This is a genomic window from Staphylococcus sp. HMSC068G11, assembly GCF_001815825.1.
In the GTDB taxonomy this organism is placed as follows: domain Bacteria; phylum Bacillota; class Bacilli; order Staphylococcales; family Staphylococcaceae; genus Staphylococcus; species Staphylococcus epidermidis.
The window spans coordinates 1-13554 of the sequence record NZ_KV822090.1 but is presented as its reverse complement, the minus strand read 5'-3'; the positions used below and the strand labels follow the sequence as shown (position 1 = coordinate 13554).

Below are 13554 nucleotides of genomic sequence, written 5' to 3'. Positions count from 1 at the left end.
GTTTAGCCACGTTTAAATCTTACACCTTGTGGAGTATCTTCTAAAATGATATGACGTGCTTTTAACATATCTCTAATTTCATCTGCTCGAGCGAAATCCTTATTTTTACGTGCTTCATTACGCTCCTCAATCAATTGTTCAATGTCTTCATCTAGTAACTCCTCTGTTTCTTCACTCTTAAGTGGGATACCAAGGACGTCACTAAAAATGCTATACACTTCTTTAAATCTATTTAAAACTTTTGTTGAAGTTGTGTTTTCTAATACATATTTATTTGCAAGTTTAGCTAAGTCATACCATGCAGTTACTGCATTAGCAGTATTAAAGTCATCATCCATTACTGTTTCAAATTGATTTAGTATTTTATCTATTTGTTGTATATATTCTGATTGTTCTTCCAAATCTGTAGCAATTTGTTCTCTTTCCTCAATTAACTTGTAGCTATTACGTATACGTTCAAGACCACTTCGCGCCGCACCTACTAATTCTAAATTGTAGTTTATTGGGCTACGATAATGCACACTAATCATAAAGAATCGTAATACGTCTGGATCGACTTCTTTAATGATATCGTGAACTAAAATGAAATTTCCTAGAGACTTGCTCATTTTCTCATTATCAATATTAATAAAACCATTATGCATCCAATAATTTGCGAAAGGTGCGTGATTATGAGCCTCTGATTGAGCAATTTCATTTTCATGATGCGGAAATTGTAAATCTGAACCACCTGCGTGAATATCTATTGTAGATCCTAGTTCATGATAGGCCATTACTGAACATTCAATGTGCCAACCTGGTCTACCTTTACCAAATGGACTATTCCAACTAATTTCCCCTGGCTTAGCTTTCTTCCATAAAGTAAAATCTAACGCATCTTCTTTTTGTTCTCCAGCTTCAATACGAGCGCCAACTTTCAAATCATCTAATGATTGATGACTTAACTTACCATATCCATCAAATTGACGTGTTCTAAAATAGACATCACCGTCACTTTCATATGCATAACCTTCATCTACTAATTCCTTAATAAAATCGATAATTTCACCCATATGATGCATCACACGTGGATTAGATGTAGCCTTTTTCACATTCAAAGCACCAACGTCCTCATAAAAAGCTTTAATATACTTTTCAGCAATTTCAGGAACACTTTCATTGAGTTCTTTCGAGCGATTAATGAGTTTATCATCAACGTCTGTGAAATTAGAAACATAAATGACTTCATATCCCTTATATTCGAAATATCTTCTGACTACATCATAATTAATAGCAGGTCGTGCATTTCCAATATGAATATAGTTGTAAACTGTCGGCCCACATACATACATTTTGACCTTACCTGGTTCAATGGGCTCAAACGTCTCTTTCCGACGTGTTAAGGTATTATATAATGTAATCATCTTGAATCTCTCCATTCTTAGCTTTTTCAAGCTGTCTTTCTAAGTGTTTAATTTGTTCATAAAGTGGATCTGGTAAGTTACGGTGATCAAATGTTTTACCAATTCGTCTACCTTCTTGTTTAACAATGTGACCTGGTATACCTACTACAGTTGTATAACTAGGAACAGACTGTAATACTACAGAATTAGCTCCAATATTCACATTTGATTCAATTTTTATATTACCTAATATCTTAGATCCAGCTGCTATCAAAACATTATCACCAATATCAGGATGGCGCTTTCCTTTTTCTTTACCTGTACCACCTAAAGTAACTCCTTGATAAATAGTGACATTATCACCAATTGTACATGTTTCTCCAATAACTACACCCATGCCATGGTCGATAAATAAACGCTTACCGATTTTTGCACCTGGATGTATTTCGATTCCGGTGAAAAAACGTGATAATTGAGAAATCATTCTGGCTGCTACATAACGTCTATTTTTATATAATTTATGGGCAATTAAGTGGCTCCAAACTGCATGTAATCCAGCGTAAGTAGTTATTACTTCTAAAGTCGAGCGCGCTGCAGGATCCTGTTCAAACACCATCTTTATATCGTCTCTCATTCTTTTTAACACGAACGTCTCCCCCTTAGTCTAATCAAATTAATTTCAACACGTTTAAATCACTACACGGAATATCATTAGTAACATAGTTTAAAAATATGAAAAGAGCACCTCTAACATACGTTGCTAGAGGCGCTCTCGCACGGTTCCACTCTTCATTTAATAGCAATACTCATATTTGATTTATTACTATTCTCATCTCAATTATTTATTTTTATTAACAAAGGTGCATTCATTAATATTTATGATGTGCTCACAGCTCCCGCACACTCTCTGACACATAAACATTTAACTACTAATCCTTTGAATCATTTTATATTTATAATCATATGTTGTCACTTGTAAAATTTCAAGTCGTAAACACTTTATGACTTAATATTTATTAAATAAATAACTAATCCTATTTATTTAAACAAGTTTTTTTAAGCGTGACAATACTTTATCTTTGCCTAATACTTCAATTGTGTTAGGTAATTCAGGACCATGCATTTGTCCAGTAACAGCAACACGAATAGGCATAAATAATTGTTTACCTTTAATACCAGTTTCTTTTTGAACTTCTTTAATCATTTTTTTAATTTCAGTTGCCTCAAATGATTCTAAAGATTCTAATTTACCATATAAATGGTTCATTAGTTCTGGCACTTGTTCTCCTTGTAATACCTCTTGTTCATCTTTTCCTAGTTCCGGCATTTCATGGAAGAACATTTCTGATAATGGAACAATTTCACCAGCGTAACTCATTTCTTTTTGATACAACGATATTAATTTACGTCCCCATTCTCTATCCTTTTCTGATGGGTTTTCAGGTATAAGATTAGCCTTGATTAAATGAGGTAATGCAAGTTCAAATACTGTTTCTGTATCTTTTGTTTTCATATACTGGTTGTTAACCCAAGCAAGTTTTTGTCTATCGAACATAGCTGGAGACTTAGACAAGCGTTTTTCATCAAAAATCTTTATAAATTCTTCTTTAGAAAAGATTTCCTCTTCACCTTCAGGTGACCAACCTAATAATGTAATAAAGTTAAATAATGCTTCTGGAAGATATCCTAAATCACGATATTGCTCGATAAATTGTAGGATTTGACCATCCCGCTTGCTTAACTTTTTACGCTCTTCATTAACAATGAGTGACATATGACCAAAACGAGGTGCTTCCCATCCAAATGCTTCATATACCATTAACTGCTTAGGTGTATTCGAAACATGGTCATCACCACGTATAACATCTGATATTTGCATATAATGATCATCTACGGCAACTGCAAAATTATAAGTCGGAACACCATCTTTTTTTACAATTACCCAGTCTCCGATATTGTCAGATTCAAAGGAAATTTCTCCTTTAACCATGTCATTGAACGTATATGTTTGATCTTTAGGCACACGGAAACGAATTGATGGTTTACGCCCTTCCGCTTCGTACTGTTGACGCTGTTCTTCTGTTAAGTGCGCATGTTGTCCACCATATCTTGGCATCTCTCCACGGGCAATTTGAGCTTCACGCTCTGCTTCTAACTCTTCTTCAGTCATATAACATTTATATGCTTTGTCTTCCTCTAATAGCTGTTGAATTAGTGGATTATAGATTTCTGCACGTTCAGATTGACGATAAGGTCCAAAACCTTTATCTTTATCGACGGATTCATCCCAATCCAAACCTAACCATTTTAGATTATCGAATTGTGAAGATTCACCATCTTTTAAATTACGTTTACTATCTGTATCTTCTATGCGAACAACAAAATCACCATTATAATGTTTAGCAAATAAATAATTGAATAATGCTGTTCTTGCATTACCAATATGCAAATATCCTGTTGGACTTGGCGCATATCTTACTCTGATACGTTCACTCATTATTTTCACTCCTACTATTAATTGTGTGGATAATAAATAGCCAAATATTAATTAAAATACTTTGCAAATTATACATCAATAAAATGATAAATATGACCACTAACAAAATATGCAAATAAATGCAGTAGTTTATTGTAAGTCGTTTAATTTTAAAAAAGTTATTCAAACGATAAGGATACGCTAAAGTATACCTTGATGAATAACTTGATTAAATATTGAATATTCTAATCCACCTAACATTTCAATAATATTGTAGCACTTAAAGGCCTCTTTGATAAGTCACATGTTTAATATGTATAACCTGTTAAATAAAACCAATTTGAAATATTTCAATTAAATATAGCACCTAAATTCGTAAGGTACGTTTCACATGAAACCCTTATTCTAACAAAGATAATCTATTAAATTTTCAGTCAACAAATTTCGCAAAAACAATTCTTCCTGATGATGTTTGTAACAAACTTACGACCTCTAAATCAACCTGTTGACCAATGTAACTCTTCGCGTTATCAACAACCACCATTGTACCATCATCTAAATATCCTACGCCTTGTCCTGGCTCTTTACCTATCTTCGTTAATAAAATACTTAACTGGTCGCCTTGATGTACATTAGGTTTGATTGCTTCCGATAAATCATTAACGTTGAGTGCAGTAATTCCTTGAACATGACATACTTTATTTAAATTAAAATCAGTCGTAATCACATGTGCGTGATACTGTTGTGCTAATTTAATTAATAATGTATCTATATCACTATGGGATTGAGTTGGATGTATAACGCGTGTAGGATAATCTAAATCATAAAGTTGATTCAAAATATCTAATCCTCTTTGACCTTTTTCACGTTTCACGCTATCTTTAGCATCCGCTATAACTTGTAATTCATTTATAACGCCTTGTGGTATTAATATATCACCATCGATAAATCCGCAACGTATAATATCTAATATCCTTCCATCGATAATTGCACTTGTATCTACAATCTTAGGTGTCGCTCTTCGTGTATTATTAGACATCGAACGTGCCATATTCTCTGGTAAAAACATAAGCATTTCATCTCTTTTTTTCAGACCAAATTGAAAGCCTAAATAACATAAAATAATAGTGATAATCATAGGTACAAAGTGATTTAATATGGAATTACCTATCATTTCTAAGATAAAAGAAACCATCACTGAAATAAATAAACCAATAATTAAACCAATTGTAGCAAATAATATTTCTACCGCACTGCGTCTCATGATTAATTGTTCAAATTGTTTAAAAGCATATGTTAATTTATTAATGAATAATCCAAATATAATAAAAAATATAATAATGCCTATGAAACTATCTACATAATAATTAGTGATAACCGCATGGTGATGAATGCCAAGATCTTTAACAACTTCGGGTATAATTATAACACCAAGAGCTGCACCAACAATGATATAGATTGCTACAACAATTGCTTTTGTTATATTCAACTTATATCCTCCTTCCATTGATGTTATATCGTAGTATGGCTTAATAATACGGCTTATCTCGGTTTTGAATGTAATGCATATTTTAAAGCTTCATGTACTGATGAAACACCAACGACTTGGATGCCTTCTGGGAATGTCCAACCTCCAATATTTGTCTGTGGAATAATAGCTCTTTTAAACCCTAGTTTGGCCGCTTCTTGAACACGTTGCTCTATGCGAGATACTCTGCGTACTTCACCTGTTAATCCAACTTCACCCACAAAACAATCTAATCCATCAACAGCTTGATCTTTAAAACTTGATGCTGTCGCAACAATAATACTTAAATCAACAGCAGGTTCTGTTAATTTGACGCCACCTGCTACTTTAATATAGGCATCTTGTTGTTGGAGTAAATAGTTTTCCTTTTTTTCTAGAACCGCCATAAGTAAACTTAATCGATTATGATCTATACCTGTAGCCATTCGTCTAGGATTATTAAATGTAGTTGGTGTAACAAGCGCTTGGACTTCAATGAGTAGTGGTCTTGTTCCTTCCATAGTGGGGACGATTGTAGAGCCCGGAACATTTGTAGAACGTTCCTCTAAAAACATTTCAGAAGGATTAAGTACACCTTTTAATCCACTTTGCTTCATTTCGAAAATCCCCATCTCATTTGTAGAACCAAATCTATTTTTTACTGCTCTAAGGATACGATAAGCGTGATGCTCGTCTCCTTCAAAATAAAGAACTGTATCAACCATATGTTCCAATAATCTTGGTCCGGCGATTTGTCCTTCTTTTGTTACGTGTCCCACAATAAATGTGGCAATATTCATCTGTTTAGCAATGTTCATTAAACTCTGTGTACTCTCTCTTACTTGTGATACCGATCCAGGTGCAGAACTAATTTCCGGATGATAGATTGTTTGAATCGAATCAACAACAAGTAAGTCAGGTCTCTCTTCTTTTACAGTTTGATGTATCACTTCTAAATCAGTTTCGGCTAAAACATTAAGATGACTAGAATCTTCTTCCAAACGATCAGCGCGCAACTTAGTTTGATTAATAGATTCCTCACCAGTAATATATAAAACATTCTTATTTTGTGACAGCGCAGCACAAATTTGTAGCAATAAAGTCGACTTACCAATACCTGGGTCTCCACCTATTAGTACTAATGAACCACTTACAATACCTCCACCTAAAACGCGGTTAAATTCCTTTGATTCTGTAAGTAGTCTAGGGGTAGCTTCATGCTTAACACTATTTAACTTTTGTACCTTACCTGCTGTTTCTTTTGTTTTTACACCATGTTTAGGATGAGCAACCTTTTCTACTATTTCTTCCATTTGATTCCACGCGCCGCAGTTAGGGCACTTACCCATCCACTTAGGAGATTGATAGCCACATGCCATACATTCGAATATTACTTTTTTCTTGGCCATTGAGACACCTCCGATTTAATATGAACAAATCTATTTTAAACTGACAAGTTGAATCTGACAAATTAAAAATAAATAATGATGTTGATAACACTTATAAGTCTATAACCCTTTCATAATATTTCTATAATGAACCTATAACATTTATCATATGCTTATCTGTTTATACATTCTGGCAATTACCTTAATGATGATTTAGCAAAAATATAAGTGAATTTTTAAATAAAAACTAGGAACCTTTGATTTAGCGGTCTATTAATTTTATAAAAAAGCAATATTATAAAGATAATCATGTCATCGATAATTAATAAGAAATAAAACAATAACCTATGAAAAATATCATAATACTGTTTTCATTTAATATGTGAACCAATGATTAAAAGCGATTCATTATTTAGTAATGAACTAAAATATTATGATTAACAAATATTGTTAAGTACATCATTAAAAATTTTAAATTGATTTCCCTCATTCTGTGTTACTTATCTTAGTAAATAAAATGCCTGAGACAACGATTGTCCCAGGCATTTTATTTATTGGCAATTGACAACCGAGTTGTACTTAGTCTAATCTCAATTTTCAACTCTAGTCCTCATTGCCAAGTGAGACAGCGAATTACTTAAGCTTTCTATCTCACTCTTTTTAATTTAATATTTAACGTTATAATTGTAGTAATTCAATATGTGAAATTAAAGTTATAAAAATTTAATTATGATTCTGTTGTTTCTTTTTTGGTTGTACTTTCATGAATATCATACTTAAATTCTTTACCATCATGATCAATTGTTACTTCTTTACCTTCAATTTTATTTCCATCTAAAATCAATTCACTTAAATTATCTTCAACCGTTTTTTGAATTGCTCTAATGAGTGGTCTAGCACCATATTCAGGATCATATCCTTCTTCTGCAATTTTTTCTTTCGCTTTATCAGTAACAACAATATTAATATTTTGCTCTGAAAGACGGTGTGTAAGTTTATTTACCATCATTGTAACAATTTCTTTTAATTCATCTTTTGTAAGTTTATGGAAGACAATAATGTCATCAACACGGTTTAAGAATTCTGGTCGGAATGAATTTTTTAATTCTTTCATCATTGTTTTTCTGACAGTTTCGTAGTCACTACCTTCTGAAGCACCTCCAAAACCAGCAAAGCGTTGGTCTTGTAATTCTTGAGCTCCCACATTAGAAGTCATAATAATCACAGTATTACGGAAGTCCACAGTACGACCTTTAGTATCTGTTAAATGACCATCATCTAAAACTTGTAGAAGAATATTAAAAACGTCAGGATGTGCTTTCTCAATTTCATCAAATAAAATGACAGAGTATGGTTTACGTCTAACTTTTTCAGTCAATTGACCGCCGTCATCATGTCCTACATATCCTGGAGGTGCACCAACTAATCGACTGACAGCATGTTTCTCCATAAATTCACTCATATCTACGCGAATCATTGCATCATCTTCACCAAACATAGATTCAGCTAAAGCACGTGCTAATTCAGTTTTACCGACACCTGTAGGTCCTAAGAAAATAAAACTACCGATTGGACGTTTTGGATCTTTAAGACCAGCACGAGCTCTTCGAACAGCTTTACTAATTGAATTCACAGCATCGTTTTGTCCAATGACACGTTTATGAAGTGTATCTTCAAGATTCAATAAACGATCTGATTCAGTTTCATTAATTTTAGTTAGAGGAATACCCGTCCAACCAGCTATTACTTCAGCGATATTTTCTTCAGATAAGGCAGTATCTAAACCACCTTGTGCATTTTTCCATTCATTTTTAGCATCTTCATATTGCTTTTCAAGTTTAGATTGCTTATCTCTTAAATTAGCGGCATTTTCAAATTCTTGGGCATGAACTGCAGCATCTTTTTCATTTTTTACTTTATCAATTTCTTGTTCAATCTCTTTTAAATTACTTGGAGTTGTATGACTTTTAAGTCTAACTTTTGAACTTGCCTCATCAATTAAGTCAATGGCTTTATCGGGCAAGAAACGATCTGAAACATAGCGATCACTCAATTTAGCAGCCGCTTCTAAAGCTTCATCTGAAATATTAATTCTGTGATGAGCCTCATAACGGTCACGTAATCCTTTTAAGATTTCAATCGTGTCTTCAACTGTAGGTTCATCCACTTGAATTGGTTGGAAACGACGTTCTAGTGCAGCGTCTTTTTCTATATTTTTACGATATTCATCTAATGTTGTGGCACCTATACATTGCAATTCTCCGCGAGCTAAAGCAGGTTTTAAAATATTAGATGCATCAATTGCTCCTTCTGCGCCACCAGCACCAACTAAAGTATGAAGTTCATCGATAAATAGAATAACATTACCAGCTTGATGAATTTCCTCCATTACTTTTTTCAATCTTTCTTCAAATTCACCACGATATTTAGTGCCAGCTACGACTGTGCCCATATCTAATGACATTACACGTTTGTCTTTTAAAGTTTCTGGTACTTCATTTTTAACAATTGCTTGCGCAAGTCCCTCAGCAATTGCTGTTTTACCAACACCGGGTTCACCAATTAGCACAGGATTATTTTTAGTACGACGACTTAAAACTTCAATTACACGAGTAATCTCTTTATCTCGTCCTACAACTGGATCTAACGTTCCATCTTTAGCAATAACAGTTAAATCTCTAGCTAATCCATCTAAAGTAGGCGTGTTATTAGACTTATTAGCTTGCGCATTTTTATTACTCATTTCTGGACTTCCTAAAGCTTTTACAACTTGGGCACGTGCTTTAGTAATATTTAAATCTAGGTTTGCAAACACACGTGCTGCAACACCTTCATTTTCTCTAATTAAACCTAATAGAATATGCTCTGTTCCTACAAAGTTATGATGTAGCTTTCGAGCTTCATCCATAGACAGTTCAATTACTTTTTTTGCTCTCGGTGTATAATGTAGTGTGCCCATTTGCTCTTGACCGTGACCGATAAGTTTTTCAACTTCTTCGATGACTTTATCTTCAGTAATATTAAAACTTTCTAATACCTTTGCAGCTATACCTTCTGGCTCTTTCATTAAACCAAGCAAAAGATGTTCTGTTCCAATATTAGAATGGTTCAAACGAATTGCTTCTTCTTGTGCATGTGCCAACACACGTTGTGCACGCTCTGTCAATCTACCAAATAACATGTATTAATACCTCCTATTTTATATGCTCTCTTAATAAATCAGCTCTTTTTTCATTTACTGTTCTATTATCTTCGTCATCTATTAAAAATGGCGACTGTATTGCTACCATTAATTCATTAAATTTAAAATTTTCAAGCAAAATATAATTCAAATCAATACCTAGTTTCACTTCGCTTAAACGATATGAGGCTTCTTCCATAGAAATAATTCTACTGTTTTGTAGTACACCTAATGATCGATAAACTCTATCTAGTGTCTCTACAGGATTGTGTTTATCAAGTCTTTCTCTTATTTGCTTTTCTTCATTTATAATTTGATTTACGACTTCAGTTAAGCTATCGATGATGTCTTCTTCTGTTTTCCCTAATGTAAGTTGATTTGAAACCTGATAAATATGACCATATACTTGTGACCCTTCTCCGTATATACCTCGAATTGTAAATCCAAAACGGTTAATTGTTTGTGCAATTCTGTTCATTCTTTTCATAATGGAGAGTCCAGGTAAATGTAACATCACACTTGCACGCATTCCTGTACCAATATTAGTAGGACAGGTAGTTAAATATCCTAAATGCTCATCATAACTAATGTCTAACGCTTTATCTAATTCATCATCGATTTTAGAAGCACGTTGATATAAATCCTTTAGCGATAAATCAGTTCCTAGAGCCTGTATTCGTATATGATCTTCTTCGTTTATCATGACACTTACCGATTCATCATCATTTAACATTACTGCTGAAGCAGGTTGTTTCACTAGTTCAGGACTTACAAGATGTTTCGCAACCAATTTCATTTTACTTTGTTGATCCATCGTATCTAATCGATTCAAAGTTAAGTTGGGAAGCGCATCTTGAACTTCATTAATCACTCGATATCCTTCTTGTTCTGAAGGGAACATAAGTGGATGGACATGATTTTCAAGATTTCTAGCTAATCGTATTCTAGAAGAAATAATAACAGGTGTCTCCTCAGACATCTTCATCCACTCACTAATATTAGTATGGATATTACTCATCATGAGACACCTCGCTTTCACTTTTTAAAGCTTTAATTTCATCACGAACAATCGCTGCCTCTTCAAACTCTTGATCATTTATCAATTTATTTAGATATTTTGATTTTTCTTCAATTTGCTTTTTTATTGCAAGTTTCTTATACGATGTTTGTGGTGTTTTTCCTACATGCTCAAATTGACCACCTTGAACACGTTGAACTATATCAATGATGTCTTCTTTAAACGTAGCATAACAATCAGCACACCCAAACTTACCAACATGTGCAATATCCTTAAGTGTCATCTGACATGTTGGGCATCTTTTTTCTTCTTTAAATGCCATCTCATGAAAATTAATACCATGTTTTGCAGCAAGGTGTTGGAGTATCTGTTTCACCACAAATGCTTCTTCTATATCGTCTTGGTGTGTATGATACGTATTATCATCGTTAGAATGTAACCAGGGATTTTCTCCTTGGGCACATACTGAACATACCCATTTTTCATGCGTACTATCTATACCTTTAACAGTAAGTTTAACTTCCGCTTCATTAAAATGGCAATTTTCACAAAGCAATTTTAAACACCTCACCTAACCTAGTAATAATTAATAACTGGTAGTAATCGTTTTAAGATATTAGCTCTTATAATATCGCGTGCAACAACATCCATTTTTAAAGTTTCTCTATCGATAATGGTCTGTATCATTTTAGCTTCTCTTTCATTAATCAAACCTTTATCTAACAAACCATCTATGACATAATACCCTTGTTGTTGAGAAATAGATGGACCTATTAATTGTAGTAAGTGATTAATATAACCTGTTGCATCTTTATTTTCAATTTTAGTGATTCGAATGTAGCCACCGCCACCACGTTTACTTTCAATTTCATAACCATGTTCATTGGTGAAACGTGTCTTAATAACATAGTTAAGTTGAGAAGGAACACAATCGAAACGTTGAGCAATATGAGCGCGTTGTATTTCTACAACATCTTCATCTGCTTCTTCAAATAACCGCTTAATGTATTGTTCTATGATGTCGGACATATTGTGCATAGATATCACCTCTTTTTTGACCTTCTTTGACTATATTATATGACCATCTTTGACCTTTTTCAACCAATTTGATTTTAAAATTTCAAATTAATGATGTTAGCGTGTTCATTTTGTTGTATGATAGACAATAGAAAAAATTTAAAGGAATGAAAAAATATGCATATTGTGATTGGGATATTAGGAATCATTTTCTTTTTAGCACTAGCAGTTTTATTTAGTTCAGACAGAAAAAATATTCGCTGGCGATATGTTGGATTACTATTAGTAATTCAATTAATATTTGCATTTATATTACTCAAAACTAATTTGGGAATTTCAGTTATTGGGGGTATTTCAGATGGTTTTAATTATTTATTAGCTAAAGCAGCGGTCGGTGTCAATTTTGTATTTGGTGGCTTTAAATTTGTTGATCCTAAACAACCACCATTCTTCTTTAGCGTTTTGTTACCTATTGTTTTTATTTCAGCATTGATAGGTATATTACAATATACACGAATACTGCCACTAATTATTAACTTACTGGGATTTTTAATTTCAAAGATTAATGGAATGGGCCGTTTAGAATCTTACAATGCGGTCGCAGCAGCAATTCTAGGACAATCTGAAGTCTTTATCTCATTAAAAAAACAATTACCTTACATACCTAAACAACGCTTATATACATTAACTGCTTCAGCGATGTCAACAGTATCAGCATCAATTATAGGCGCTTATTTTACACTTATTGAACCAAAATATGTTGTGACTGCAGTAGTGCTTAACTTGTTTGGTGGTTTTATCATTGCATCTATCATTAATCCTTATAAAGTCAATGAGGAAGACGACAAATTATTAATTGATGAGAACGAAACAAAAAAACAATCTTTCTTTGAAATGCTTGGGGAGTATATTCTAGATGGATTTAAAGTAGCAGTTATTGTAGGCGCTATGCTAATAGGTTATATTGCAATTATTGCTTTATTAAATGGAATGGTGAGTGGAATCTTAAGCTTTGTGTCTGGCGGTGCTATTAAATGGAACTTCCAAACGCTTATTGGATTTATTTTTGCACCTTTCGCTTTTTTAACTGGAATACCATGGCAAGATGCAGTTCAATCTGGTTCAGTAATGGCTACAAAATTACTATCTAATGAATTTGTAGCAATGCAAGATTTAGGTAAAGCGACTGGATTATCGGAACATGCTAAAGGAATTACCTCTGTCTTCTTAGTATCATTCGCAAACTTTAGTTCAATTGGTATTATTTCAGGAGCTATTAAATCATTGAATGATGAAAAAGGTGACGTTGTTGCTCGTTTCGGAATAAAATTATTATTTGGTGCAACACTTGTTTCGTTTATATCAGCGGCTATTGCAGGATTCTTCATCTAATAACATACGTAGATTTAAGCAAGAGTAACGTTTTGTTTCTCTTGCTTTTATTTTAATTCAAATCGTAAAGATACATTTTTCTAAATTCCGAGCTTCTTCAATGACACTCAATCTGTCAATGTATTGAAAAAGACTGAGACAAGTGTTTGTCCCAGACTTCTTCCTACGATTAGTCAAGTACTTATAATTAAAA

At 33.2% G+C, this 13554-nt stretch carries 10 protein-coding genes; 1 reads left to right on the top strand and 9 read right to left on the bottom strand.

The window, feature by feature from the left end; translation table 11 throughout:
- Window positions 1-2: 2 nt before the first annotated feature.
- From cysS to HMPREF3058_RS06245, 9 genes are all read right to left on the bottom strand, one after another.
- Window positions 3-1403 (bottom strand): cysteine--tRNA ligase, encoded by a 1401-nt coding sequence (cysS, locus tag HMPREF3058_RS06285; protein WP_002491468.1) that lies wholly within the window; start codon window positions 1401-1403, stop codon window positions 3-5.
- Window positions 1387-2016 (bottom strand): serine O-acetyltransferase, encoded by a 630-nt coding sequence (gene cysE / locus HMPREF3058_RS06280; protein WP_002438669.1) that lies wholly within the window; start codon window positions 2014-2016, stop codon window positions 1387-1389. The genes cysS and cysE overlap by 17 nt, the downstream gene beginning before the upstream one ends.
- A gap of 408 nt (window positions 2017-2424) precedes the next feature.
- Window positions 2425-3879 carry a glutamate--tRNA ligase gene (gene gltX / locus HMPREF3058_RS06275; RefSeq protein ID WP_002491462.1) on the bottom strand — a complete coding sequence of 485 codons (1455 nt, stop codon included), beginning with the start codon at window positions 3877-3879 and terminating at the stop codon, window positions 2425-2427.
- 409 nt (window positions 3880-4288) lie between these two features.
- On the bottom strand, window positions 4289-5347 hold the full coding sequence (locus HMPREF3058_RS06270) for a PIN/TRAM domain-containing protein (RefSeq protein ID WP_002491417.1): 1059 nt from the start codon (window positions 5345-5347) through the stop codon (window positions 4289-4291).
- A gap of 53 nt (window positions 5348-5400) precedes the next feature.
- Entirely contained in the window at window positions 5401-6774 is a 1374-nt protein-coding gene (radA, locus tag HMPREF3058_RS06265) for a DNA repair protein RadA (protein WP_002458651.1), read from the bottom strand.
- A gap of 706 nt (window positions 6775-7480) precedes the next feature.
- Window positions 7481-9934: an ATP-dependent Clp protease ATP-binding subunit gene (locus HMPREF3058_RS06260; RefSeq protein WP_002458652.1), complete on the bottom strand. Its 2454-nt coding sequence runs from the start codon at window positions 9932-9934 to the stop codon at window positions 7481-7483.
- A 13-nt stretch (window positions 9935-9947) separates the two neighbouring features.
- Complete coding sequence (locus HMPREF3058_RS06255) at window positions 9948-10955, bottom strand: protein arginine kinase (protein WP_080033635.1); 1008 nt, start codon at window positions 10953-10955, stop codon at window positions 9948-9950.
- The gene (locus HMPREF3058_RS06250; RefSeq protein ID WP_002491465.1) at window positions 10945-11508 is read right to left on the bottom strand and encodes a UvrB/UvrC motif-containing protein; all 564 of its coding nucleotides are present in this window, start codon (window positions 11506-11508) and stop codon (window positions 10945-10947) included. Before HMPREF3058_RS06250 ends, HMPREF3058_RS06255 begins: the two co-directional genes overlap by 11 nt.
- 20 nt (window positions 11509-11528) lie before the next feature.
- Window positions 11529-11990, bottom strand: coding sequence for a CtsR family transcriptional regulator (locus HMPREF3058_RS06245; RefSeq protein WP_001832288.1), 462 nt, complete (start codon window positions 11988-11990; stop codon window positions 11529-11531).
- A 156-nt stretch (window positions 11991-12146) separates the two neighbouring features.
- Here HMPREF3058_RS06245 and HMPREF3058_RS06240 point away from each other — a divergent pair, with 156 nt between their 5' ends.
- The gene (locus tag HMPREF3058_RS06240; RefSeq protein WP_002458655.1) at window positions 12147-13361 is read left to right on the top strand and encodes a NupC/NupG family nucleoside CNT transporter; all 1215 of its coding nucleotides are present in this window, start codon (window positions 12147-12149) and stop codon (window positions 13359-13361) included.
- Window positions 13362-13554: the final 193 nt, after the last annotated feature.